The following is a 25199-nucleotide window of genomic DNA, read 5'->3' as shown; positions in this document are numbered from 1 at the left end:
AATTACCGGCGGTAACGCGGTGAACGCGGTACGCGGTAACTCCCGTGTCGAGCGGAGGAGAGCGCCATGAACGCGGACGTCATGCGGGCCGCCCCCAAACCGGTGGAGCCCGTACGGACCGTCGTCGACGGAGTCGTGCGCCAGGTGGAGGTCCCGCCGCTGGCCACCGTCCCCGCCGGCGGCTCGCTCGCGGACATCCCCTTCCACAACGCCCGCGAGGCCCCCAACACCGTCGTCCTCTCCCGCAAGCACCCCGACGGCACCTGGCACGACGTCACCGCCGCCGCGTTCGCCGCGGAGGTGCTCGCCGTCGCCAAGGGCCTCATCGCCGAGGGGCTCCGCGAGGGCGACCGGCTCGCGCTCATGGCCCGCACCACCTACGAGTGGACCCTGCTCGACTTCGCCGCCTGGGCCGCCGGACTCGTCACCGTACCCGTCTACCCGACCTCCTCCGCCCTCCAGGCGCGCTGGATCATCCAGGACTCAGGCGCCGTCGCCTGCGCCGTCGAGGACACCGCCCAGGCCCGCCTCATCAGCGCCGAACGCGCCAACCTGCCCTGGCTGGCCCACCTGTGGGAGTTCGACACGGGCGCCCTGACCCGGCTCGCCAAGGCCGGCGAGCACATTCCCGACGCCGTCGTCCACGCCCGCCGCGCCGCCCGGACGCCCGAATCGGTCGCCACCCTCATCTACACCTCCGGCACCACCGGCCGGCCCAAGGGGTGCGTCCTCACCCACGGCAACTTCTTCGCCGAAGCCGACAACGCCGTCGAACTCCTCCACCCCGTCTTCCGCTCCGCCACCACCGAGCCCGCCTCCACCCTCCTCTTCCTCCCGCTCTCCCACGTCTTCGGCCGCATGGTCGCCGTCGGCTGCCTCCGCGCCCGCGTCCGCATCGGCCACGCGCCCAGCATCAGCACCGACGACCTCCTCGCCGACCTGGCCGGCTTCCGCCCGACGTTCCTCCTCGCCATCCCGTACGTGCTGGAGAAGGTCTACAACACCGCCCGCGCCACCGCCGAGCGCATGGGCCGCGCCTCCTCCTTCGACCGCGCCGCCCGCATCGCCCGCCGCTACGGCGAAGCCGCCGAGAACGGCCGCCCCGGCATCGGCCTGCGCACTGCCCGCGCCCTGTACGACCCCCTCGTCTACCGCCGCATCCGCGCCGCCCTCGGCGGCCACGTCCGCTACGTCATCAGCGGCGGCTCACCCCTCGGCCGACGCCTCGCCGCCTTCTACACAGGGGCCGGCATCGACGTCTTCGAGGGCTACGGACTGACCGAGACGACCGGCGCCAGTACGGTGACCCCGCCGCAGAAACCGCGCCTCGGGACCGTCGGCTGGCCCCTCCCCGGCACCGCCGTCCGCATCGCCGACGACGGCGAGATCCTCCTCCGCGGCCGCCACGTCTTCGCCGGCTACTGGAACACCGCACAGCCGCCCACCCGCCCCGACGGCTGGCTCGCCACCGGCGACATCGGCGAACTCGACGCCGACGGCTACCTCACCATCACCGGCCGCAAGAAGGACCTGATCATCACCTCCGCCGGCAAGAACGTCGCCCCCGCCCCCCTGGAGGACTGGCTGCGCGCACACCCCCTCGTCGGCCAGTGCCTCGTCGTCGGCGACAACAGGCCGTACGTCACCGCCCTGATCACCCTGGAACCCGACGGCATCGCCCACTGGCGCGCGATGCGGCGCCGCGAAGGCGTCCCGACCCGCGAACTTCTCCGCGCCCCGGACCTCCTGGCCGAACTCCAACGCGCCGTGGACGACGCGAACCGCCTGGTCTCCCGCGCGGAGTCGATCCGCAGATTCGCGGTCCTGCCGGGCGAGTTCACCGAGGCGAGGGGCCACCTCACCCCGTCGCTGAAACTCCGCCGCGCCGCGATCGTCCGCGACTACGCGGAGGAGATAGACGCCCTGTACGGGCAACAGCCCTGAACGCCGTGGCGGCGACTCAACGGCAGCCGAGGGTCTTCATGGTGTCCGCCATGTAGGCACGCGTGAACGCCTCGACGTGAGGCCGAAGATCCCGCTTCAGCGGGCTGGCCCGGTTCACCTTCATCTTGAAGGTGAAGTGGTCGCCGCCGGCCGTCTTGCACGGGGCCGTGGCGGCGGCGCCCTCATTGCCGAGCACGGAGTCCTCGAAGCCGAGGTCCACCCGCACCGGGTCCGTCAGCCCGACGATCGTGCTTTCGCGGGAGCGGACCAGCAGGTCGGCCGGTAGGCCGTCGTGAAAGCCGAACCGGATCGTGAGGGCGCGCTTACCGTCCACAAGCACCTCACAGGGAATCAACCCAGGCCTCGGCTGCTTCAGCAGATTTCCCTCGACGATCTTCCCGTGTGGGCGCAGCAGTGGACCGGATAGGTCGGGAGAGATGGGCGTGCCGCATATCGCCTCGGGCAGGGCTTTATCGGCAGTGCGGCATGCTGTTAGAGCCAGGAGGAGGACGGCACCTGCGGTGGCCGCAGCCGTAACTCGACTTGGTGCGGTCACGGCTCGTGCGGAGATCATGACAGTTCCCCTGTCGGTGATTGCCGGCGTTCAGGGTAGTTCCGGGTCTGCAGGTCTCAGCCGCAGTTCAGGGTTTTCAGGGTTTCCGCCATGTAGGTGCGCATGAACGCCTCGACGGCGGGCCGGAGAGTGCGCTTCAGTTTGTCGGCCCGCAGTACCTGCACAGTGAGGGTGAAGTGGTCGCCCTCTGCTGTCTTGCAGGGGGCTGTGGCCGTGGCTCCTTCGTTGCCGAGCACGGAGTCCTCGAAGCCGAGGTCCACCCTGGCGGGCTCCGTGAGCTCCAAGACTTTGTTCTCGCGAGAGTATGTCAGCAGGTCCCCAGGTGGGCCTTCGTGCCAACCGAAGCGGAAGTTCAGCGCACGTTTACCGTCCACGGTGATGACACAAGGCGCTGTTACCTTCGGTTGGTTTCGGTCCACCATGCTGGCCTCTTCGATCTTTCCGTGCGGCCTCAACAGCGGCCCGGATAGATCGGGGGAGATGGGTGTGCCGCAGATCTTCCCTGGGATGGCCTCGTCAGCGGTGCCGCAGGCCACGAGGGCTACCATCAGGGTGGTACCTGTAGCTACCTCAGCTAGCGACCACCTCATTTTGCGGCTCCACTCTCCGGTGGGGCAACGGCCTTGGCGCGGGCGGCACCAGCCCCGGCGGCCTCGTCCACTGCGGACTGGTGCCTGAACCGGTCGCCCTCCTGGTCGTGCTGACGCATCCACTCATCCGTCAGCGCCATCAGCTGATTAGTGCGCTTCTGGAAGGCCTCGTAGGTCCCGTCCGCGAAGGCTTTGTCGATGTGCTTCTGCTCATCCGCCAGCCACTTGTCGACCACGTAGTCGAAGCCTGCCTGGACTTCCGAGTCGTAGGCGGGCAGGTAGCCGATCGCTGTGTCGAACATCCATTTCTCGTCCCAGGCGGCTTGCTCCGCCGGCCCGACGGCGTCCGTGCGGGCCTGTTCCAGGAAACCCACCGTCCGGGCGGCACGCAAGAGAGATTCCTCAGGGTGCTTTTTTCCCGTCTCGTGGATCTCGTGGACCATGGCCTGGTTGATTCCGGCGTTCAGGTTTCCGTAGGCCTCCTGGTCCTTGGAGACCTGCTTGATGACCTCGTACATGTCGTTCTGCTCGACCGGCAGGGACCGCATGTCCACGCTGCTGGTGACCTCGTGCACCGTGCCGGAGTGGTTCACCAGGATGGTGGACATCGGCTCGCGCAGGGATTCGGGGAGGTCGTCGCCGGCTTCCGCGAACTCGCTGATCGCGTTCTTGAAGACGGCCTTGTTGTCGGCGGAGTGCTCGACGAACTTCGGGTTGTCCGAGGAAGGGTCGATGCCGGTGGCGCCGGCCACCAGCGCTGCCGAGAAGCCTGCCCTCTCGTCCTTGTCGAGCCCGGGGGAGTAGTGGACGGCGTTGCCGTGCTCGTTCGCCTGCAGGACCACCTCCCAGTTCCGCTCCATGAGGTGCTTCATCCGGTCCTCGTCCTTCAGGTACGAAGCCGACGCCTCCGGGTTGTGGCTCATCACGCCGAGCAGCCCGTCCATCGGGTCGTTGGCGAACCAGCCGGTCCGCTCCCCGCTGTACGCGCCGCCCTTCATGACCCAGATGTCGTCCCTGTCCTTCTCCGCCTTCATGATGTCGTCGCCGATGTCGTGCAGGAACTGCTTCGAGTAGTCGCCCCCGCCCTGGCTCATCAGCGTGACCAGGGACTGGTAGCCGTACACCTTCTCCAGTCGCGTGTCCGTGAAGGAGGTGTTTCGGCGCTCCAGTCCCTCCTTCTGCATGTCGGCCCGGAACTTCTTGTACGTCTCCGAGTTCGGGTCCTTCGTCGCCGAGGCGAGCGTCGCCCCCAGGCCCTTCTGGAGATCCGTGTAGTCCCCCTTGTTCGCGGGGTTCCTGACGTGGATCTCGTCGCTGAGCCGGTTCGTCAGCTCGATCGTGCCCTTCGCACCCAGCCCGTTGATGAACACCTGGCTGAACTCGGGCTTGCCCGAGTTGTCGCGGAAGGACCGCTGGAGCTCCGCCATCTCGGCAGGCGGGATCTTCTCGCCCCCGGCCAGGCGCGTGGCGATGCTCTCGGCGTTCCGCGCCTCGTACACCTCGACGTCGCCCTGCGCCGCACCGTTGAAGCCCGTGCCCAGCGTGGTGTCGTTCTTGTCGCCGTAGCCGTCCGCGCAGGCCGCCTCCAGTGCGATCTTCACACCCTGGTCGGCGTCGTCCAGAGCGCGGACCGCGCTGTCGATGTGCTGTGTCCAGGCGTTCTCGGTGTTCTTCAGGTCCGGATCATGCCGGGCCGCGTTCGCCGTGGCCGCGTCCACCTTCGCGTAGTCGAAGCTGCACCGGCCCTGGTCGGAGACCTTCATACCGGCCTTCACCGCGTCGTCGCGGGCCGACTCGACCTTCTTCTTCAGGTCGGTGAACTGCTCGTGCGCGTCACGCAGCAGTCCGGCGATGGCCTTCGCCTGTGTCTGCGCGGCCGTGTACTCGTAGCGGGTGCCCGCGAAGTTGGTGTGGGCTGCACCGGCGCTCACACCGGTCCACGCCTGCCCGCCCATGGTGATCTTCTGGACGCTGTCGCGGTAGCGTTCCTCGACCTTCTTGAACTCACCGGCCATGGAATCCCACTTGGTCGCGGCAGTGAGCAGGTGCCCGAAGTCCGTCGTCATGACCTCGTGATACGTCAGCACGGTTGCTCCGCCCCCTAGATCCCGTTCAGCTTCGAGTCCGGAGCGGGCTTCACGAGATTGAACCCCTCGCCGGTCGTGATGTCGTTGCGCAGGAACATGTTCGACGTGCCGCGCAAGGCGGTCTTCTCGGATGCCAGCCTGCCCATCAACCCGGTCACCTGCCGGTCCCAGGTTTCCAGCACCTTCTTCAGACCGGCTGCGGTGCTCCACCCGTCGAAGGCCTTCACCGTGCCGTTCGACGCCTCGTCCGCGTGGTCCCCGGCCTTCTTGGTGCTCGGTTCCAGGTCGTTCTCGATGGTGTTCGCCGCGGTCTTCTTCTCGGCGGGCGTCGACCCGAAGTCCTGGGCGCCGGGAAGGAGAGGCCCGGACGGCGGCGCGGAGTTCAGCCGCATGGACCCGTGCTCGGATGAGGTGGCCGGCGGCTGGCGCCAGTCCTGTTCGAAACCCATGGTGTCCCCCCGTCGGCCCTCTTTGCCGACGTCTGTCTTTGCCGTCGCGTTCGCAACGGAACGCGACGCTACCAGGGGGTGTGGGCGGGCTCCGGGCTTCCGGAGAAACAGCCGCAAAGATGTCCGGAACCGGACAGTGCAGTCCCCCATTTGGCGTGTTGTCGCAGGTGAGACATGTGAGGGGAGGGGAGTCCGACTGCTCCGGGGGCGGGCGCGGGGTGGGGCGTTTATCGTGGGCTGACGGGATCGGGGGGCCGGCCCGAGGAGTGTGCAGTGCACCGTGCCCGCACCGGCGCCGTGGTCGGCGCAGCCTGCCTGCTCGCCCTCGCCGTACTGCCCGCCGACCCGCAGCGCCCGGCCCCCGCGGCGACGCCCGCCGCGTCCCGGATCCGGTGGGGTCCCTGCCCCGGGCAGCCCGTGCCGGACGGCATGCGCTGCGGGTCCCTCGCGGTGCCCCTCGACCACGCCGACCCCGCCAAGGGCACCATCGACCTCGCCCTCGCCTCCATCCCCGCCAGCGGACCGCGTGCGCAACGCCTCGGGTCGCTGCTCCTCAACTTCGGCGGGCCGGGCGCCCCCGGCGTCGAGGGTCTCGCCGCCGACGCCAAGGCCTTCGCCGACCTCGGCGAGCGGTACGACCTCGTCTCCTTCGACCCCCGAGGCGTCGGCCGCAGCGCCCCCGTCACCTGCGGGGGCTCCATGGCGCCCGACCCCGGAGCGGCCCGCGGCGACGCCGCCGCGCAACTGGCGGCGCTGCGCGCCGTCGTCGAACGCTGCGAGCGCGCCTCGGGCCGGGTCCTGCCGTACATCGGCACCGTGCACGTCTCCCGCGACATGGACCTCATCCGCCGCGCCCTCGGCGAGGCGAAGCTGAACTACCTCGGCTTCTCGTACGGGACCCGCCTCGGCGCCGTCTACGCCGCCCAATACCCGCACCGTGTCGGCCGGATGGTCCTCGACGGCGTCGACACCCTCGTCGAGACGCTGACCGAGCAGGCGCTCGTCTCCGCCGAGGGCCAGCAGCGGGCGCTGGAGAACTTCCTCGCCTGGTGCACCCGCCGGGCCGAAGGCTGCGTGTACGGGACGAACACCCGCGCCGCCAAGGAGCGCGCCGACAGCCTCGTCGCCTACCTCGACGTACATCCCCTCGTCGATGCCGACGGGGCCGTCTTCACCGGCCAGCACGCCGTCACCGCCATCGCCGCCGCGCTGTACTCCCGTACGTCGTGGCCGGCGCTCGCCGACGCTCTGGCCCGGGTCGAACGCCACGACGACCCCACCGGCCTCCTGCGCCTCGCGACCCCTGCCGAGGGCGTCCCGGCCGACCTCGAAGCCGAGCCCGACCCCGACCCCGCCCCCGTCCCGATGGACAACGCCGAGGCCGCCATGGCTGCCGTGAACTGCGCGGACGACCCCGACCGCGGCAGTGACAAGGCCGCGCCCGCCGTCGTCGAGCGGCGGATCGCCGGACTGCGGGACCGGTTCCGCCAGGCCTCGCGCATCTTCGGGCCGCGCCAACTCGGCACGGTCCTGGCGTGCTACGGCCGGCCCGCGGGCACCGACTTCCTCCGGAAGATCGACCACCCGGGAGCCCCGCGCATGCTGCTGATCGGCACCCGCGGCGACCCGGCCACCCCGTACCGGTGGACGGAGGAGACGGCACAGCGCCTGGGGTCGGCGGTCGTCCTGGACTACAAGGGCGACGGGCACACCGCCTACACGGCGTCCGCGTGCGTCCGTGCGTACGCGGACGCGTTCCTGGTCGACGGCGAATTGGCGTCGGGGACGCGGTCGTGCCCGGGGGTGGAGTAGGGGGAGGGGGAGCCGGTGGGTCGGGGTCGGGGGTGTGACGCGGGACGCACGTCGGCGGGAGCCGATGGGTCGGAGCCGAGGCTCAGCGGCGGGGGGCGGTGTGGGCGGGGGCCGATGGGTCGGGGTGGGGAGTGGTACTGGGGGTGTCCCGGGCAGTTGATGGTGTCCGGGGCGTGCCGGTCCCTCAAGGGCGCGCCCGTTGGGCGCGTCGCTGCGCGATGGCCCTTCGGGCGACCCTTGACCGACCGACCCGCCCCGGAGGCATTTTTTCTGCCGGGACGCCCCCAGGGGAACGGCCAGGGGGTACCTGGACCATTCAGGGCCATCAGAGCCCCTGCCCTCCCGCCCCGCGGGCCCCTTTCACCTCACCGGCATCAGCAGACCCGTCGGCGGGAGCAGGGTGGGCCGTGACGTAGCGAAACGACGTCCAGAGCATCATCCGGAGACAGGAGCGCGTCGGATCGCTACGTGGGCGCCCTCGGCTCGGCGCCCGGCGGCCGTCAGGGGCCGGGGCGCGCGGCAGATCCCTACAGGGGCGCTGTCAGTCCGGCGGCTGGCCGCCGGAGGTGGAGGGCGGGAAGCTAGCTGGGGCGCTTCGTGGTCCACCGCAGCAGCCAGCAGGGTGCAGCCAGCCGCTGAACTGACGGCCCCGGTGGCGACTGCCGCCCCGCCCCAGCCGTTGAGCGCCTTGTGGCAAACCGGATCTTGTTCGAGCGGCAGCGGTTGATCATCTGGACGCCGAGCAGATCCTCGCCCATGCCCGGCCGCCACACCGGCGGCCTCTCGCCAGCCCCCGCGCTGGAGCCGCCCGATCCCACGGCAGCTGCGATCTCACCACCAGACGGCACGGAAACCGTCGTATCCACCGGACTCTCCTCGGCCGGCACCGACACGAGCTCCTCCCGCCCTACCCGGGACCGCTCGACTCGCTCGCGTGCGGCATCCACCTAGGCCGGGCCTGCTCCGGGGCCATGTCGGACCCGCCCGCTGAAGGCTTCGGGGTCTGGTGCTTGCGAGGGCTTCGCAGGGCGGCACAGCCCCGTGTGGTACCACAAACGGATGAGTCATCCGGTTGTGGTACTGTCGCCAATAAGCGGATGGTCTATCCGAATCACTGGGCTGGAGGAACGTATGGGGAAGACGGCTGTGGTCACGGCCGGGACCGCCGGCATCGGCCTGGAGACCGCTCTGGGGCTGGCTGCCGCCGGATTCTCAGTCACCGTGGTCGGGCGCAGTGCCGAGCGGGGCGCCCGGGCGGTCGAGCGGATCGGCGCGGTGAACCCGGCGGGTTCTGCCCGGTTCCTGCCCGCCGACCTCGGCTCGCTCGACGGCGTGCGCGCGCTCGCCGACCGGATAGCCGGCGACCACGCCGCCTCCGGCGAACCGCTGGCCGTGCTGGTGAACAACGTCGGGGCGATGTTCGCGGATCGACAGGAGCTGGACGGTGTGGAGGCGTCGTTCGTCGTCAACCACCTTTCGCCGTACCTGCTGACGGAACTGCTGCTGCCCACGCTCACGGCCGGTGCGCCGAGCAGGATTGTGAACGTGACCTCGGGTGCGGTCGGTGTCGCCAAGCGGGTGTTCGACGCCGTCGAGCCGCCCGGCGGCTACTACGGCTTCCACTGGTATGGCCGCGCCAAGCTCGCGAACCTCGCCTACACGCTCGACCTGGCGTCACGGCTCGACGGCTCGGGCGTCTCGGTCTTCGCCGCCGACCCCGGAGGCGCCGCGACCGACATGACCAACGGCACCCTGTCCGACCCGAAGATCGTCTCACCGGCCCTGCGGCTGCTGTGGCCGCTGGTGCGCCGCACGTTCGAACGCTCCACCGCGGGCCCGGCATCCGAGGCGGCGAAGTCCTCCATCGCCGCCGCCACTGACGAGTCCCTGGCAGGCCGGACGGGCATCGTCATCGGCGCCACCGCACGCCCGGCAACGCCGTTGCGCGCGGCCACCGACCCCCGCGTCGCCGATGCCGTGCGCCGACTCAGCCGGCAGCACGCGCCCCTCGTGGCGCCCTGACCCGCCAAGCCCGGCCCCGGCACGGGCGGCGGGGCCATCCGGATGAGCTATCCAATTAGTATGTCCCCATGCCGACGACACCACTGCGCAAGGACGCGGCCCGCAACTGGGACCGGATCGTGGCCGTCGCCCGCGAACTGGTCGACCAGGGCACACCGTTGCAGCTCAACGACGTCGCCCGCCGCACCGGACTCGGAGTCGGCACCGTCTACCGCCACTTCGCCACGCCCGAGGCGCTCCTGGAGACCGTCGCCACCCCCCGCCTGGAGGCCCTGACCGCCCACGGCAGGCAGGCGCTGGCCGACACCGACGCCTGGCGGGCGCTGGAGAGCTTCCTGACCCGCACCGTCGAGGCGCAGGTCACCGACGCCTCCCTGGCGCCGGTTGCCGCCGCTTCCGTCGACGCCCTGCCACGCACCACGGAACTCAAGGAGTCCCTGTGGTCGACAGGCAGCGCACTTCTCGACCGGGCCCGCGCGGCCGGGGCGGTCCGTCCCGACCTGGCCGCAGCCGATCTGGTCCCGCTCATGTGCGGCATCGCCTACGCCGTACAGGTACACGGCAGCGCTCCCGCGGACCGGATCGACACCGCGCACCGCTACCTGGCCGCATTGCTCGGCGGCCTGCGAGCCACACCGACGACGGTGTGAGATCCCCTGCCGCAGCTGCCGGGACACCCCCGGCATCAACCGACCCCGAGTCGTCGGGTTTCGCTCTCGCCCCCTCTGTCGGCGCGTCTTCGATTCCGAGAGCTCGGCTCGGCTCCTGCCCTTTCCCCCGCACCCCGCCACACCCCGTCGAAACCGCCCAAATGCCCCTGCCCCGCCGCCTCCTGGGCGTTCTGTCGGTTGCGGGGTGGAAGACGAGACGAATGGTGTGATGGAAGTGCCGGGGCGGCGGTGAGTCGTCTTGGAATACCTGATAGACAGTGAATATTCACGGCTCGACCCGCCGTACAACCTGCCGGCCGCCTTGGGGGGATCGCCGCACTGTGAAGCCGCTTCACCGTCACCTTGTCAACACCTCGCGCAAGGTCCTGTGTACGGCCGCGCTCGCGGCCAGTCTCACGACCGCCGCCGTCGTGACCAACCCGCCGACCGCCGATGCGGGCGAGTCCGAGCCCACCCCGGACAGCCCGCAGGCCACCGACCGCGGTGACGCCCGGCTCGACCTGCCGCAGGACGTCGCCGACCCGGCCGTGCCGCCGGCCGGCGGGGCGGTCGCGGGCGAGGGGGCCAGCGGGATACCCGCGACCGCCCTCGACGCGTACAAGCGCGCCGAGACGGCGGTCGCCGCCGCGCTGCCGAACTGCAAGCTGCCCTGGCAGCTGCTCGCCGGCATCGGCCGCGTGGAGTCCGTCCACGCCTCCGGGTACGGGCTCAAGGCCGACGGCTACACCGAGAAGCCGATCCGCGGCCCCCAGCTCAACGGCCAGGGCTTCGCCGAGATCAAGGACACCGACAAGGGCGAGTACGACGGCGACACCGCGTACGACCGGGCCGTCGGCCCGATGCAGTTCATCCCCTCGACCTGGGCCACCTGGGGCGCCGACGGCAACGGCGACTCCAAGCGCGACCCGAACAACATCTACGACGCGGCGCTCGGCGCCGGGCTCTACCTGTGCGCCGGCGACCGCAAGCTCTCCGACCCGGCGCAGCTCGACCGCGCGATCCTCAGCTACAACAACTCGCGCGAGTACGTGAACACGGTGCTCGGCTACATGCGCCAGTACCAGAGCGGCGCGACCGAGGTCGCGAACCCGCCCGTCGGGACGTACCCGACGCCGGCGACGCCGGTGCTCCCGACCCCGCGGCCCGCCACGCCGGCGAAGCCGTCGACGCCGGCGACCACGCCCGCCAAGCCGGCCCCGCAGCCGACGCCCGAGAAGCCGAAGCCCAAGCCGGAGCCGGAGAAGCCCGCGCCCGCGCAGCTGGCGAAGCTGGAGGCGGTCGACGGCGCCGCGCTGAAGGCGGAGGCCGGTACGGCGTTCACCGCGGTGCCGCGCGTCAAGGCGCTGCTCAGCGACGGCAAGCCGGCCGTCGGGCAGCACGTGCTGTTCGCCGTCGAGGAGGACACCACCGGCGGCACCCACTTCGGGACGGAGGGCCGCTCGCACCTCGTGGTCCAGACGGACGCGCAGGGCATCGCGGCCGCGCCGGGCCTCAAGGCCGGCCCGAAGGGCGGCACGTTCACACTGCGCGCCTCCGGCTACGACACCACCCGCCAGTTCACGGTGAACCTCACCGGCACCGTCACCCCGAAGCCGGCCCCGGTCGCCGACCTGCTGGCGCCGACCGGTAAGGGCGCGGACAAGCCGCTGGAGGTCGTCGCCGGGACGCCGCTGGAAGGCGTCCGGGTGAAGGCCACGGCAGCCGGCAAGCCGGTGGCGGGTACGCAGGCCACCGCCGAACTGGTCGAGAAGAACGAGGCCGGCGCGTGGGTGCCGGTGGACCCGGCGGAGGCGAAGGGCCCGTACTTCGAGGGCGCGAAGGAAGGCGAGAAGCTGTTCCGGGTGGAGCTCGACCCGTCGGATGCCGACGGTGTGATCGCGCTGCCCGAGCTGCTCACGGCCGACGTCGCCCCCGGCATCTACCACGTGCGGCTGACCACGAAGGAGAACGTGGTGCTGCTGCTGAAGCTGGAGGTGACTGCGAAGGCCGACTCCGGCGAGAGCCCGGAGCCGAAGGCCCCGGAGACTCCGAAGGCCCCGGCGGCGGCCTCCGCCCGGCGGTAGGCGGATCGCAGGACCGCAGGACCAGAGGCGGCCGCCCGGCACCGTTCCCCTGACGGTGGCGGGCGGCCGCCGTTTCGCTTCCCCCTGCCGAGCCCCGATCGGGCCGGGAAAAGGCAGGAGCCCTGCCTCCTCCGCTCGTGCGGAGGAGGCAGGGCTCCTTGGGTGGTGCTTTCCAACCGCGATGGTTGGCCCCGGGCATTAGGCCGGGGTGACGTTCTCCGCCTGCGGGCCCTTCGGACCCTGGGTGACGTCGAAGTTCACGGTCTGGTTCTCCTCGAGGGAGCGGAAGCCAGACGCGTTGATCGCGGAGTAGTGGACGAAGACATCCGGGCCGCCGCCGTCCTGGGCGATGAAGCCGAAGCCCTTTTCAGCGTTGAACCACTTCACGGTTCCGGTAGCCATGAGCCCTCCTATATGGGCCAAAGGGTCGCCCTGCTCCAGAACCTGCTAAGAAGTCTGAAAACTACAAAAGCCCGCGGGTCACATTCTCCGCAGGCCTCGTACTGCAAGGGAAACCAAACTGCAACTTGCGTCGAGCCTAGCATGCACACCGCGGCCGAGACCAGAGGGAAAGATCACGTCACCCGGACGTTTGAGACCCGCGCGAAGGCTGACGCGGGGCCGCCAGCTAGTCTCGCGATGTGGACGTGTATCGCAGCCGGCCCCGGGTGGGCCACATTCAGTTCCTGAACTGCCTTCCCCTGTACTGGGGGCTGGCCAGAACCGGCACGCTGCTGGACCTGGAGCTGACCAAGGACACGCCGGAGAAGCTGAGCGAGCACCTCGTCCGCGGCCGTCTCGACATCGCGCCGATCACCCTGGTGGAGTTCCTCCGCCATGCCGACGGGCTCGTCGCGTTCCCCGATCTCGCGGTCGGCTGCGACGGCCCGGTCATGTCCTGCGTGATCGTCTCGCAGGTGCCGCTGGAGCGGCTGGACGGGGCGCGCGTCGCGCTCGGCTCGACCTCCCGCACGTCCGTCCGCCTGGCGCAGCTGCTGCTCTCCGAGCAGTACGGGGTGCGCCCCGACTACTACACCTGCCCGCCCGACCTGGGGCTGATGATGCAGGAGGCGGACGCGGCGGTGCTGATCGGGGACGCCGCGCTGCGGGCCTCGCTGCACGATGCGCCGCGGCTCGGGCTGGAGGTCCACGACCTGGGGCAGATGTGGAAGGAGTGGACCGGGCTGCCGTTCGTGTTCGCCGTGTGGGCGGCCCGGAAGGACTACCTGGAGCGCGAGCCGGCCGTGGTGCGGCAGGTGCACGGGGCGTTCCTCGACTCGCGGGACATCTCCCTGGAGGAGGTCGCCAAGGTCGCCGAGCAGGCCGCGCGCTGGGAGGCCTTCGACGCCGCCCTGCTGGAGCGGTACTTCACGACGCTCGACTTCCGTTTCGGCCCTGAACAGTTGGCGGGCGTACGGGAATTCGCGCGCCGTACGGGTTCCCCGACGGGCTATCCGGCGGACGTGGCGGTGGAGCTGCTGAAAGTCTGATCAGGCGGTGTGATCGATTTCCGGGCGGTTGCCCCGGTTCCGCTCCCGTTCCGCTCCGGTCCTCGCGACGGGTGCGGTCGGCGATCTCCGCGGCGTGATCCGTTTATCGGGAATTCGCCCTTCATTCATGCGGTGTGCGCCCGCCCCGTTTATCCGCGCCGTCCCCTTAGGCCCCCGCCCACGGGGAATACTGCCCCCGCCCGCCGGCCCCGAGCGCGCCGGATCCGCCCCGGCGGGCGCCAGGCCCGCCTAAGGTGGCGGCTGGCGATCAGCACACGGTGATCAGCCCGCGCAGCGAGTAGAGGGGCCCCGGGGGGCCCGGACCACGGGGGAGGGGACGTGTTGCAGCCGCTCGAAGCCGGCGAACCGCGGACCATCGGCGCGTACCGGCTGCTGGGGCGGCTCGGGGCGGGCGGCATGGGGCGCGTCTACCTGGGCCGCAGCGGGGGCGGCCGTACGGTCGCCGTCAAGGTCGTGCACCCGCACTTCGCCGCCGACGCCGAGTTCCGCGCCCGGTTCCGCCGCGAGGTCGAGGCCGCCCGCCGGGTCGGCGGCGAGTGGACCGCGCCCGTCCTCGACGCCGACCCCGACGCGCCGGTGCCGTGGGTGGCCACCGGGTACGTCGCCGGGCCGTCCCTCGGCGCGGCGGTCGCCGCCCACGGGCCGCTGCCCGAGCCGGCCGTGCGCGCCCTCGGCGAGGGCCTGGCCCGCGCCCTGTCCGCCGTCCACGCGCTGGGCCTCGTCCACCGCGACGTGAAGCCGTCGAACGTGATGCTCACCCCCGACGGCCCCCGCCTGATCGACTTCGGCATCGCGCGGGCCACGGACGGCACCGCCTCCCTCACCTCCACCGGGGTCTCCGTCGGCTCGCCCGGCTACATGTCCCCCGAGCAGATCCTCGGCCGCGGTGTCACCGGCGCCTCCGACGTCTTCTCCCTCGGCGCGGTGCTGGCGTTCGCCGCGTCGGGCCGGCCCCCGTTCAGCGGGGACCACTCGGCGACTCTCCTCTACAAGGTGGTGCACGAGCCGCCGGACCTCGACGCCGTCCCGGCCGGCCCGCTGCGCGACCTGGTCGCCGCGTGCCTGGCGAAGGACGCCGCGGCCCGGCCCGCACCGCAGGCCGTCGCGGACGCGTTCGACGGGGCGCTGCTCGCCCCCGGGCGGCTCCCCGCGGCCGTGCTGGAGGACGCGAGCCGGGCGGCCGTCGCCCTGCTCGACCTGGAGGCCGGGGAGCCCGGCCCGCAGCAGGAGGCCGCCTCGGGCCCGGTCCCCTTCACCACGCCCGCGTACGGGGCCGCCGCCGGCGCCTTCGGGGCGCCCGACCCCTCGTACGGCGGCCCGGCCGGCCCCGGGTACGACGCGCCGGCGGGCCCGTACGGTGCGCCGACGCAGACCGCGGGCGGCGCCCTGCCCGGGCCGCGCGCCGCCGGCTCCGGGGCCGCCGGCTCCGCTACGGGCGGTGCCGGTGCCGGTGCCGGTGCCGGCACCGGCGCGGGCGGAGAGGGCAGCGGCCGGGCCGCCGGGCGCAGCCTTGCCTTCACGGCGGCCGGGCGGCGCGTCAGCTGCACCGTGGTCCTCGCCGCGGCCGCCTTCGTCTCGGCGCTCTCCGGCGGCCTGTACGGGCTGGGGCTCCTCCCCGGCACCGGCGGCAGCGGCCGGGACGCGGGCGCCCGCCCGCCGTCGGCCTCGGGCGAGGGCCCCGCCTCGCCCGCCACGCCCGGCCCGTCGGCGCCGAAGGCGCGCGCCGACGTCCCCAAGGAGCTGGTCGGGACCTGGAAGGGCACGGTGACCACGGCCCGCATGGGCGTCCCCGCCGAGTTCGAGATCACCATCAGGGCGGGCCGCACCGGGGAGGTCGTCGGCCGGGACAAGTCGGTGCTGCCGCTGCTCGGCACGGACTGCAGCGGCGACTGGAAGCTGGTCTCCGCGACCGACCGCTCGCTGGTCCTCGACACGTCGGGCGGCCCCAACCCGGCTCCCGGCATCTGCTCGAACGGCTCCTCCGACGAGCGCTTCTCCCTCAACGACAACGGCACCCTGCACTACAAGTCGGGCGACGCGGCCGCCGGAAACCCCGAGGGGGACCTGACCCGCATCCGGTGATTTCCCGGTCCGGGCCCTGGCGTAGGCTGGATCGGTCCGGACCTCTTGACACACCGCCGAAGGGTGACGCACCGGTGACCGACCAGGCCGCTCTCCAGTCTGTCCTCGACCGCGCCGCCGAGGGGGGCCGGATCTCCGCGGAGGAGGCGCTCGACCTCTACCGGCACGCCCCCCTGCACGCCCTCGGCTCGGCCGCCGACGCCGCGCGCCGCCGCCGCTACGCGGGCACGGAGCACATCGCGACGTACATCATCGAGCGGAACATCAACTACACCAACGTCTGTGTGACGGCCTGCAAGTTCTGCGCCTTCTACGCGGCCCCGAAGGACACGCGGAAGGGCTGGACCCGCGACCTCGACGACATCCTGCGCCGCTGCGCGGAGACCGTGGAGCTCGGCGGCACGCAGATCATGTTCCAGGGCGGCCACCACCCGGACTTCGGCGTGGAGTACTACGAGGAGCACTTCTCCGCGATCAAGAAGGCGTTCCCGCAGCTGGTCATCCACTCCCTCGGCGCGTCCGAGGTCGAGCACATGGCCCGCATCTCGGGGGTCGGCGCCGAGGAGGCCATCCGCCGCATCCACGCGGCCGGCCTGGACTCCTTCGCGGGCGCCGGAGCCGAGCTGCTGCCGGCGCGGCCCCGCAAGGCCATCGCCCCGCTGAAGGAGTCCGGCGAGCGCTGGCTGGAGATCATGGAGCTGGCGCACACCCTGGGCGTCGAGTCCACCTCCACCATGCTGATGGGCACCGGCGAGACCAACGCCGAGCGGATCGAGCACCTGCGGATGATCCGCGACGTGCAGGACCGGACGGGCGGCTTCCGGGCGTTCATCCCGTACACGTACCAGCCGGAGAACAACCACCTCAAGGGCCGCACCCAGGCGACCGTCTTCGAGTACCTGCGGATGATCGCGGTCGCGCGCCTCTTCCTCGACAATGTCGCGCACATCCAGGGCTCCTGGCTGACGGTCGGCAAGGAGGCCGGACAGCTGTCACTGCACTACGGCGCGGACGACCTCGGCTCGATCATGCTGGAGGAGAACGTCGTCTCCTCGGCGGGCGCCAGGCACCGCTCCAACCGGCACGAGATCATCGACCTGATCCGCAAGGCGGGCCGCGTCCCCGCCCAGCGCGCCACGACGTACGAGCACCTCGCGGTGCACACGGACCCGGCGGACGACCCGGTCGACCACCGCGTCGTCTCGCACATCTCGTCCGTCGCGATCGAGGGCGGCACCGCCCACCCCGAGCTGAAGCTCATCCCCGCCGAGTGATGCGGCCGTGCTGACGCTGCACTGCGCCGACGTCCTCCTCACCGGGCGCGGGGCCGAGCCGCTGCCCGGCGGGGCGGTCCTCGTCGACGGCGGGCGGATCACCGCGGTCGGCCCGTACGAGGAGCTCGGCGCGCGCGCCCCGCAGGCGCGGGTGCGGCGCTGGCCCGGCCTGCTCACCCCGGGGCTCGTGGTGCACGGGGCGCGGGAGCTGCTGGAGGAGGCGTACTACCCGGACGGGCAGTTCGAGGCGGACCGGCTCGGCACCGAGCCGATCACCGGCGCCGCGGAGCTGGCCGCGCTGGCGCTGACGGAGGCCCGCCGCGGCAACAGCGCGCGGCGCGCCACGCAGAGGCTGCTGGCCCGCGGGGTCGTGGCGGTGTCGGGGCGGCTGACGGTCCCGGCGGTGCGGACGGCGGTGGCCCGCTCGGGCCTGGAACTGCTGCCTCCGGCCGCGGGCGAAGGGGCGCCCGGGGCGCCCGGTGCGGCGCCCGGGGTGCGCCGGGCGGTGCCGGCGGATCCGTTCGAGGGCCCGGCCGATGTCCGGGACGCCTTCCACGGGGTCGTGGCGGCCGGCGGGCCCGCCCGGTTCGCGGTGTTCGCTGCCGCGGCCGGGTCCCTGCGCGAGGCGGGGTCCGCGGAGTGCGTGGCCACCGTCATCGGCGGACGGCTGCTGCACCGCCGGCGCTGAGCGTCCCCTCCTGGCGGGCCAGGGCGGCCAGCAGGCACGCCTGGAGGCGGCTGATCCCGCCCAGCTTGGCCCGTATGTTGTGGACGTGGAACTTCACCGTGCTGACGGACAGGTGGAGTTCGCGGGCGAGCTCGGCGTTCGACGCGCCGGTCGCCAGGCACAGGAAGACGGCCGACTCCTGCTCGGTCAGCTGGACCTCGGAGCGGCGGGCCGTCGTCTCCCTCCCGTACGCCGGGAACCAGGCCGGGACGCTGAAGCTGACGACACGCACGTTTCCACTCCTCGCCCCCGGCCGTCACGGCCCGGACGGTCGACTCACCGGATCTCCCTGCTCTAAGGGACGGCGGGACCGGACAAGTAGGTTCCGTTCTCGGTGTACGGCCATGCGTTCGCGACGCAGCCGAACAGCCCCCTGATCTGCTGCATCATCGCCGGCGCAGGCTTGCCGGGGGCCGGGCAGGACTCGTGCCCGCGGCCCAGCTCGTGCCCCACCTCGTGGTTGACGATCAGCGCCCGGTACTCCTCCACCGGGCCCTTGAACTGCGGCGAACCCTCCTGCCAGCGCTTGAGGTTGACGACGACGTCGTGTCCGGCGCGGCAGTTCGTCTCGCCGACGAGCTCCGGGGTGACGACCTCGCACAGCCGGTCGGTGGTCTTCGGGGTGGCGATCTTCACGGTGAAGTCCACCGGCTGTCCGGCGCCGACGAGCTGGAAGCCGTACGCGGGGTCCCGGATCCAGCCGCGCTTGTCGCCGAGTATCGCCTCGACGGCCTGCGCGGCGGTGTTCGGGTCGATGCCGCTGCCGCCCTCGACCTCGACGCGCCAGCGGCGGGCGGGGCCCTTGCCCTGCGGCTGCCCCGTGCGGGTGGAGGGGGTGAAGACGCCGTCTCCGGAGGTCGGGACGGCACCGGCCTTCCCGGAGGGCTGCGGCGAGGGGGAGGAGGAGGGCGAGGGGGATGCGGCGGGGCTGCGGCCGCCGGAGCCGGAGGAGCGGGAGGCGCCGCCGTCCTCGGTGTGGGTGGAGGTGTCGGGTTCGCCGGAGGCCTTGGCCGCGGCGCCCCGCCCGTTCGCGACGGCCGCCGTCTCCGGCGACGGCCAGGCGGTCCACAGGGCGGCCGCGGCGGCGACGGAGGAAGCCGAGACGAGGAGGGTGCGGCGGAGCCGCCTGCGCCGCTCGGCGCGGCGGCGGGCGCGCGGCCCGCGGGGTGCGGATGCTGCCGCGGAGGTGCGGCGTCGGGTGGTGGTGCGGCCCGTGGCGCTGCGGCCTGCCGGCATGCTGAAGCCCTTTGCTCGCGGCTGCCGCATGGTTTCCGGGCCGCGCGGGGCGGCCGGGGAACCGCGGGTGGTGACCGTCACCGGGCCGCGCCGCCCCAGTAAACCCTGCCGCACCGCCTGCGCGTAACTGTCCTCGGGGCCAGTACGTGCCGGTAACGCCGGGGTGCCGGCGGACAGTCGGCCCGCACCCGGGGCGCGGGGCCGGCAGGCCGGCCGCCGGCCGCCGGGCGCGGGGGTGGCCCCGCCGCGGCGGGGGCGGGCGGCCTGAGAGGATGGGGGAGTACGTACTCCGGACCATCTGAGGGGCCCACGCCAGTGACCCGCGCATCCCTGGACAAGCAGCCGCACGAAGTCGCCTCCATGTTCGACGGGGTCGCGGCGAACTACGACCTCACCAACGACGTGCTCTCCCTCGGACAGGCCCGCCTCTGGCGCAGGGAGGTCGCCCGGGCGGTCGCCGCCCGCCCCGGCCAGAAGGTGCTCGACCTCGCCGCCGGAACCGCGACGTCCTCCCTGCCGTTCGCCGCGACCGGTGCGTACGTCGTCCCCTGCGACTTCTCCCTCGGCATGCTCCGCGAGGGCAAGAAGCGCCACGCCTGGCTGCCGCTGACCGCGGGCGACGCCACCCGGCTGCCCTTCGCCGACGGTGTCTTCGACACGGTGACGATCTCCTTCGGGCTGCGCAACGTCCAGGACACCGAGGGCGCGCTCCGCGAGATGTACCGGGTGACCCGGCGCGGCGGGCAGGTCGTCATCTGCGAGTTCTCCCAGCCGACGTGGGCGCCCTTCCGCACCGTGTACACGGAGTACCTGATGCGCGCGCTGCCGCCGGTCGCGCGGGCCGTGTCCTCCAACCCCGACGCGTACGTGTACCTCGCGGAGTCGATCCGCGAGTGGCCCGAGCAGCCCGCGCTGGCGGCGCTGCTGCAGAAGGCCGGCTGGTCCCGGGTGGCCTGGCGCAACCTCAGCGGCGGCATCGTCGCCCTGCACCGCGGCTTCAAGGCCTGAGCGGGCGGTGGCGGTGGACACCGGAGCCCAGGACCTCGCGGGACTGCTGGAGCGGATCGCGGCGGACGTCGCCCCGCTGATCGGCAGCGGCACGCCCGCCGAGTACATCCCGGCCCTCGCCGAGGTGGACCCGCGCCACTTCGGCATGGCGGTCGCCGACCTCGACGGGAACGTCCACGGGGTGGGGGACTGGCGGGTGCCGTTCTCCGCCCAGTCGATCACCAAGGTGTTCGCGCTGGCCCTGGCGCTGGCCGAGGGCGGCGACAGCCTGTGGCGGCGGGTCGGCCGGGAGCCGTCGGGCAACCCGTTCAACTCGCTGGTGCAGCTGGAGCACGAGAACGGCATCCCCCGCAACCCGTTCATCAACGCGGGCGCCCTCGTCGTCACCGACCGGCTCCAGACCCTGACCGGCGACGCCAGCAGCGAACTCCTGGAGTTCCTCCGCGCGGAGAGCGGCAATCCGGACGTCTCCTTCGACGCCGAGGTCGCCGCCTCCGAGCACGAGCACGGCGACCGCAACGCGGCGCTGGCCCACTTCATGGCCTCCTACGGGAACATCGACAACCCCGTGCCCGCCCTGCTCGACCACTACTTCTGGCAGTGTTCGATCGCGATGAGCTGCGCGGACCTGGCCCGCGCGGGCCTGTTCCTGGCCCGGCACGGGCTGCGCGCCGACGGCTCGCGGCTGCTGACCCGCAGCGAGGCCAAGCAGGTCAACGCGGTGATGCTGACCTGCGGGACGTACGACGCGGCCGGGGACTTCGCCTACCGGGTGGGCCTCCCGGGCAAGAGCGGGGTGGGCGGCGGGATCGTCGCGGTCGTCCCCGGCCGGTGCGCGCTCGCCGTGTGGAGCCCCGGCCTGGACAGCCGGGGCAACTCGGTGGCGGGCGTGGCCGCGCTCGACCGCTTCACGACCCTGACCGGGCTGTCCGTCTTCTGACCGTCCGGCGCGGCCGGCTCACAGGGCGAGGGCGTACCGGCGGCCGGTGCGGCGGCCTCCGGGGAGGGGGAAGACCTCCTCCAGGGTCATGCCGAGGCGCTCGGCGACCGCCGCCGAGCGGGTGTTCGCGTCGTCGACCATGGCGACGACGCGGGGGACGCCGGCCGCGCGGACCCGCTCCAGGGTGGTCAGCGCGGCGGCGTACGCGTACCCCCGGCCCCACGCGGGGCGGGCGAGGCGCCAGCCGATCTCGATCTCGCCGACCGGCCCCCACGCCTTGTCCTCGGGCCACGGCTGGGCGCCGGTGAAGCCGAGGACCTCGCCGTCCGCGTCCAGCAGGGTCCACAGGCAGTAGCCGAGCCGGGCGTCGTGCATCCGCTGCCGGGCGGTGATCTCCTCGTATGCGGACAGCTCGGCGGGCCCGCCGAGGAACTCCATCACGTCGGGGTCGGCGAAGACGCGGTGCCAGGCGTGGGCGTCCTCGTCGGTGGGCACGCGCAGCCGGACCGCCGGGAGCGGCCGGGCGGCCGCCGGGAGCGGCGTGGTCGGCGTGGTCGGCGAGCTTGTCATCGGGTAGCCCTTCGGATTCACGATCTCTCTCGCTGCATAGACTGCACATGTCCTGTGCCCATGGGCACCCCTTATCGAGCCTTCGGGAGACCCCGCAGTGACCGAGCCCCTCTCCGAACACTCCGCGGACGTGATCGTCGTCGGGGCCGGGCCCGCCGGCTCGACGACCGCCTACTACCTCGCCAAGGCCGGACTGGACGTCCTGCTGCTGGAGAAGACGGCGTTCCCGCGGGAGAAGGTCTGCGGGGACGGCCTGACCCCGCGCGCCACGAAGCAGCTGGTCGCGATGGGCATCGACATCTCCGAAGAGGCCGGCTGGCTGCGCAACAAGGGCCTGCGCATCATCGGCGGCGGGCAGCGGCTCCAGCTGGACTGGCCGGAACTCGCCTCCTTCCCCGACTACGGGCTCGTCCGCAAGCGCGACGACTTCGACGAGACCCTGGCCCGGCAGGCGCAGAAGGCGGGCGCCCGCCTGTACGAGCGCTGCAACGTCGGCGAGCCGGTCCGCGACCCGCGCACCGGGCACATCACGGGCGTGCAGGCGAAGCTCGGCGAGGAGAAGACGCCGGCCACCTTCCACGCCCCGCTCGTCGTCGCCGCGGACGGCAACTCCTCCCGCCTGTCGCTGGCGATGGGCCTGCACCGGCGCGAGGACCGCCCGATGGGCGTCGCAGTGCGCACGTACTTCACCTCGCCGCGGCACGACGACGACTACCTGGAGTCCTGGCTGGAGCTGTGGGACCGGCGCGGCCCGCAGGACCGGCTGCTGCCCGGCTACGGCTGGATCTTCGGCATGGGCGACGGCACCTCCAACGTCGGCCTCGGCATCCTCAACTCGTCCTCCGCCTTCCGGGAGCTGGACTGGCGCGAGGTCCTCAAGGCGTGGTGCGCGTCCATGCCGGAGGAGTGGGGCTACACCCCGGAGAACATGACGCAGCCGATCCGCGGGGCGGCCCTGCCGATGGCGTTCAACCGGCAGCCGCACTACACGAAGGGCCTGCTGCTGGTCGGCGACGCGGGCGGCCTCGTCAACCCGTTCAACGGCGAGGGCATCGCCTACGCGATGGAGTCCGGGAAGATCGCGGCGGACGTCGTGGTGCAGGCGGCCGCGCGGGCGACGGCGCTCCAGCGGGAGCGGGCGCTGCACCAGTACCCGAAGGTGCTGAAGGAGACCTACGGCGGCTACTACTCGCTGGGCCGCGCCTTCGTGAAGCTGATCGGCAACCCGGCCGTCATGAAGGTCGCCGCGCAGCGCGGCCTGACGCACCCGGTGCTGATGCGGTTCACGCTGAAGATGCTGGCGAACCTGACCGATCCGACGGGCGGCGACGCGATGGACCGCATCATCAACGGCCTGTCGAAGGTGGCCCCCAAGGCCTGAGTCCCAGCCCGAGCGGGCCGCCGCGGAACTTCCGCGGCGGCCCGCTCGGGCGTTGTACGGAGGTCTGCCCGTCGGCCGCGGACGCGACGGCCGGCCCGGGCGGGCCCGGGAAGGGGCCTGGGCGGCCCTGTGGCGGCCTCCCGCGACCGCCGGAGCCTTGCGGGGCGGGGGTGACGCTGCGAACGCGCGTACGGGCATGCCGAAGGGCCGGCACTCCTCCCCCGAGCGGGGGAGTGCCGGCTCTTCGCCGTACGGGGTGCCGACCGCGGGGCGCGGGGCGGCGGGTGACGGGGTGTCGGGCGTCAGAGGACGCGGACGGCGCCCGTGGGGCGGTCGTAGCTCAGGCTGCGCTCGACGATGCCGGTGCTGGGGTTCTGCGCGCCGACGAACTTGCCGCCGCCGACGTACAGGGCGACGTGGTAGGCGCTGCCCTTGGAGCCCCAGTACAGGATGTCGCCCGGCTGCAGGGCGCTCAGCGAGACCGACTTGCCGAACGAGGACTGCGCCTGCGAGGTGCGCGGCAGGGAGACGCTGGCCTGCCGGTACGCGGCCTGCACCAGGCCGGAGCAGTCGAACGCGGACGGGCCGGTGGCGCCCATGACGTAGGCCTTGCCGACCTGCGCGCGGGCGAAGCTGATGATGGCCGCGGCGGAGCCCTTCGGGGCGGTCACGGTGCCCACGCCCTGGCTGCTGTCGGCCGAGGCGGCGGCGGAGGTGCTCTTGAGCGCGGTGCGCTCGGCGTTGCGGGTGGCGCGCTCGGCCTCGGCCTTGCGGTCCGCCTCCTCCTTCGCCTTCTTCTCCGCGGCCTCCTTGGCCTTCTTCGCCTCGGCGGCGGCGCCGGTGCGGGCGCTCTCCTCCTGGGCGTTCAGTTCGCCGTCGACGGCGGCCGCCTGGGTGTTCTCGGCGGCGGCGGCGACGGCGGTGGAGACCTCGGAGGCCAGGTCCATGTCGAGGACCGGCATCTCCATCGTCTCGGTCACCGGCTCGGCGGCGGGGGACGCGCTCGCCGTGCCGGCCATCGCCAGCGTGCTGAGGACGCCACCGGCAACTCCGGCGCGTACCGCGAGCTTCGAGGCGCTGCGACGGGGCTTCCGGTGGCTGGGTATGTGAGCGGTGTGGGACATGAGGACAACCGCTATCAGGGGGCCCGCTGTCCCTTCAAGAAACGTGGTGTGCGCCACAGTTGCGCCGCGAGGGGCGCGAACCGGACGCGGCGCGCGTCTTATTGACGCCGTAACGGACAAATCAGACAGCCCCTCACAGGCCTGTGATCAAGGCGTTTCAGCAATAAGTCCGAATTGATCCAGGGCCTACCATCCCGGCGCACCGTTGGCCAAGCCCGGCTTCGGAACGCCTGATTCTGATGTGACACAGGTCACACCGAAATCGCGCCGAGAGGTGTCCGTGGCCTGCCCGTGACCCGAAGCCCGCGGAAGGGTGGCCGAAAGATCGTCCGCGGGCGGCGGGGCGGGGGCCGGAGGCTCGTGAACGGATGCACGCGTCCACTCCCGTCCGCACCCCGTCCCCCGGTCGAGCGACGCGGATCGCCTTACCACGCAGGGAGAGATCCGGCCAAATTTGCCTGCACACCTCATCGTTTGATAGGGCAACCCCGCTTCTACCTGGGGTAACACGCCCCGATGTCACGGTTGGTGATCAAGTGGCTGCTTCGCGTACGAAGATCACCCCTCATCGGGGTTCATGATCGTTCGTCAGGTGGTGGAGATCACAAACTCCGTCCTGTCACCCGTGTCGCAGATCACAGATCGACGGGCATAGGATGCGCACCAGCCCGGCTTGTGAACTGCCTCACATGCACAAGATCCCCGAGGGGCGGGGCACCAGGCGCCGGCGCAGCGGTCCAACGGTCCAGGACGACTGGAAGGAGCGAGGAGCGTGAATGCCTACGCGCCCATCCTCGTGCTCGGCGCCCTAGGCGCAGGGTTTGCGATCTTCTCCGTGGTCATGGCCACGCTGATCGGCCCGAAGCGGTACAACCGCGCCAAGCTGGAGGCGTACGAGTGCGGCATCGAGCCGACTCCCACGCCCGCAGGCGGCGGTCGCTTCCCGATCAAGTACTACCTGACGGCGATGCTCTTCATCGTCTTCGACATCGAAGTTGTCTTCCTCTACCCCTGGGCCGTCACCTTCGACGCCCTGGGGATCTTCGGGCTCGTCGAGATGCTGCTCTTCGTGCTCACCGTCTTCGTCGCCTACGCCTACGTCTGGCGCCGCGGCGGCCTGGAATGGGACTGAGG

At 72.1% G+C, this 25199-nt stretch carries 22 protein-coding genes; 13 read left to right on the top strand and 9 right to left on the bottom strand.

Annotated elements, in window-relative coordinates; all coding sequences use genetic code 11:
* The first annotated feature begins 66 nt into the window (after window positions 1-66).
* A complete protein-coding gene (locus tag MUK52_RS12995; protein ID WP_284576288.1) occupies window positions 67-1944 on the top strand; it encodes an AMP-dependent synthetase/ligase in 1878 nt (625 codons plus the stop codon).
* 16 nt (window positions 1945-1960) lie between these two features.
* Here the strand turns inward: MUK52_RS12995 and MUK52_RS12990 are convergent, their stop codons facing one another.
* The 4 genes from MUK52_RS12990 to MUK52_RS12975 are packed head-to-tail and all read right to left on the bottom strand — an operon-like array spanning window position 1961 to window position 5644.
* Window positions 1961-2518, bottom strand: a complete 558-nt coding sequence (locus MUK52_RS12990) for a hypothetical protein (RefSeq protein ID WP_284576287.1) — start codon at window positions 2516-2518, stop codon at window positions 1961-1963.
* 56 nt (window positions 2519-2574) lie between these two features.
* Window positions 2575-3066 (bottom strand): hypothetical protein, encoded by a 492-nt coding sequence (locus tag MUK52_RS12985; RefSeq protein ID WP_284576286.1) that lies wholly within the window; start codon window positions 3064-3066, stop codon window positions 2575-2577.
* 38 nt (window positions 3067-3104) lie between these two features.
* Window positions 3105-5174 (bottom strand): hypothetical protein, encoded by a 2070-nt coding sequence (locus tag MUK52_RS12980; RefSeq protein WP_284576285.1) that lies wholly within the window; start codon window positions 5172-5174, stop codon window positions 3105-3107.
* Between the two features lie 35 nt (window positions 5175-5209).
* A complete protein-coding gene (locus tag MUK52_RS12975; protein WP_246042281.1) occupies window positions 5210-5644 on the bottom strand; it encodes a hypothetical protein in 435 nt (144 codons plus the stop codon).
* A gap of 273 nt (window positions 5645-5917) precedes the next feature.
* On the opposite strand from MUK52_RS12975, the gene MUK52_RS12970 reads away from it, so the two are divergent.
* From MUK52_RS12970 to MUK52_RS12955, 4 genes are all read left to right on the top strand, one after another.
* Complete coding sequence (locus tag MUK52_RS12970) at window positions 5918-7456, top strand: alpha/beta hydrolase (RefSeq protein ID WP_284576284.1); 1539 nt, start codon at window positions 5918-5920, stop codon at window positions 7454-7456.
* A 1131-nt stretch (window positions 7457-8587) separates the two neighbouring features.
* Window positions 8588-9478 (top strand): SDR family NAD(P)-dependent oxidoreductase, encoded by an 891-nt coding sequence (locus MUK52_RS12965; RefSeq protein WP_114053652.1) that lies wholly within the window; start codon window positions 8588-8590, stop codon window positions 9476-9478.
* A gap of 68 nt (window positions 9479-9546) precedes the next feature.
* On the top strand, window positions 9547-10128 hold the full coding sequence (locus MUK52_RS12960; protein WP_114053653.1) for a TetR/AcrR family transcriptional regulator: 582 nt from the start codon (window positions 9547-9549) through the stop codon (window positions 10126-10128).
* A 431-nt stretch (window positions 10129-10559) separates the two neighbouring features.
* A complete protein-coding gene (locus tag MUK52_RS12955; protein WP_284576283.1) occupies window positions 10560-12212 on the top strand; it encodes a lytic transglycosylase domain-containing protein in 1653 nt (550 codons plus the stop codon).
* 198 nt (window positions 12213-12410) lie between these two features.
* Here MUK52_RS12955 and MUK52_RS12950 read toward each other — a convergent pair whose 3' ends face one another.
* Entirely contained in the window at window positions 12411-12614 is a 204-nt protein-coding gene (locus MUK52_RS12950) for a cold-shock protein (protein ID WP_030012116.1), read from the bottom strand.
* Between the two features lie 239 nt (window positions 12615-12853).
* Between MUK52_RS12950 and MUK52_RS12945 the strand changes: the two genes are divergently transcribed.
* The 4 genes from MUK52_RS12945 to MUK52_RS12930 all read left to right on the top strand — a co-directional run bounded on the left by MUK52_RS12945 (window position 12854) and on the right by MUK52_RS12930 (window position 17767).
* Window positions 12854-13702, top strand: a complete 849-nt coding sequence (locus MUK52_RS12945; protein ID WP_114053654.1) for a menaquinone biosynthetic enzyme MqnA/MqnD family protein — start codon at window positions 12854-12856, stop codon at window positions 13700-13702.
* A gap of 342 nt (window positions 13703-14044) precedes the next feature.
* On the top strand, window positions 14045-15805 hold the full coding sequence (locus MUK52_RS12940; protein ID WP_284581701.1) for a protein kinase domain-containing protein: 1761 nt from the start codon (window positions 14045-14047) through the stop codon (window positions 15803-15805).
* 74 nt (window positions 15806-15879) lie between these two features.
* Entirely contained in the window at window positions 15880-17079 is a 1200-nt protein-coding gene (gene mqnC, locus MUK52_RS12935) for a cyclic dehypoxanthinyl futalosine synthase (protein WP_114053656.1), read from the top strand.
* A 7-nt stretch (window positions 17080-17086) separates the two neighbouring features.
* A complete protein-coding gene (locus MUK52_RS12930) occupies window positions 17087-17767 on the top strand; it encodes an imidazolonepropionase-like domain-containing protein (RefSeq protein ID WP_284576281.1) in 681 nt (226 codons plus the stop codon).
* On the opposite strand, the gene MUK52_RS12925 is transcribed toward MUK52_RS12930, so the two are convergent.
* On the bottom strand, window positions 17733-18038 hold the full coding sequence (locus MUK52_RS12925; RefSeq protein WP_114053658.1) for a response regulator transcription factor: 306 nt from the start codon (window positions 18036-18038) through the stop codon (window positions 17733-17735). The genes MUK52_RS12930 and MUK52_RS12925 overlap by 35 nt on opposite strands.
* Before the next feature lie 62 nt (window positions 18039-18100).
* Window positions 18101-19042: a DUF3152 domain-containing protein gene (locus MUK52_RS12920; protein ID WP_246042285.1), complete on the bottom strand. Its 942-nt coding sequence runs from the start codon at window positions 19040-19042 to the stop codon at window positions 18101-18103.
* Between the two features lie 315 nt (window positions 19043-19357).
* Between MUK52_RS12920 and MUK52_RS12915 the strand changes: the two genes are divergently transcribed.
* Window positions 19358-20050 (top strand): demethylmenaquinone methyltransferase, encoded by a 693-nt coding sequence (locus MUK52_RS12915; RefSeq protein ID WP_114053659.1) that lies wholly within the window; start codon window positions 19358-19360, stop codon window positions 20048-20050.
* A 13-nt stretch (window positions 20051-20063) separates the two neighbouring features.
* The gene (locus MUK52_RS12910) at window positions 20064-20990 is read left to right on the top strand and encodes a glutaminase (RefSeq protein ID WP_114058408.1); all 927 of its coding nucleotides are present in this window, start codon (window positions 20064-20066) and stop codon (window positions 20988-20990) included.
* Between the two features lie 18 nt (window positions 20991-21008).
* Here the strand turns inward: MUK52_RS12910 and MUK52_RS12905 are convergent, their stop codons facing one another.
* On the bottom strand, window positions 21009-21560 hold the full coding sequence (locus tag MUK52_RS12905; RefSeq protein ID WP_114053660.1) for a GNAT family N-acetyltransferase: 552 nt from the start codon (window positions 21558-21560) through the stop codon (window positions 21009-21011).
* 97 nt (window positions 21561-21657) lie between these two features.
* Here MUK52_RS12905 and MUK52_RS12900 point away from each other — a divergent pair, with 97 nt between their 5' ends.
* Entirely contained in the window at window positions 21658-22941 is a 1284-nt protein-coding gene (locus tag MUK52_RS12900) for a geranylgeranyl reductase family protein (RefSeq protein WP_114053661.1), read from the top strand.
* A gap of 302 nt (window positions 22942-23243) precedes the next feature.
* On the opposite strand, the gene MUK52_RS12895 is transcribed toward MUK52_RS12900, so the two are convergent.
* Window positions 23244-24065 carry a C40 family peptidase gene (locus MUK52_RS12895; RefSeq protein ID WP_114053662.1) on the bottom strand — a complete coding sequence of 274 codons (822 nt, stop codon included), beginning with the start codon at window positions 24063-24065 and terminating at the stop codon, window positions 23244-23246.
* A gap of 772 nt (window positions 24066-24837) precedes the next feature.
* On the opposite strand from MUK52_RS12895, the gene MUK52_RS12890 reads away from it, so the two are divergent.
* Window positions 24838-25197 carry an NADH-quinone oxidoreductase subunit A gene (locus MUK52_RS12890; RefSeq protein WP_114053663.1) on the top strand — a complete coding sequence of 120 codons (360 nt, stop codon included), beginning with the start codon at window positions 24838-24840 and terminating at the stop codon, window positions 25195-25197.
* Window positions 25198-25199 lie beyond the last annotated feature (2 nt).

The organism is Streptomyces sp. 2P-4, assembly GCF_030167965.1.
In the GTDB taxonomy this organism is placed as follows: Bacteria; Actinomycetota; Actinomycetes; order Streptomycetales; family Streptomycetaceae; genus Streptomyces; species Streptomyces globosus_A.
This window is presented reverse-complemented; position numbering and strand designations above follow the sequence as displayed.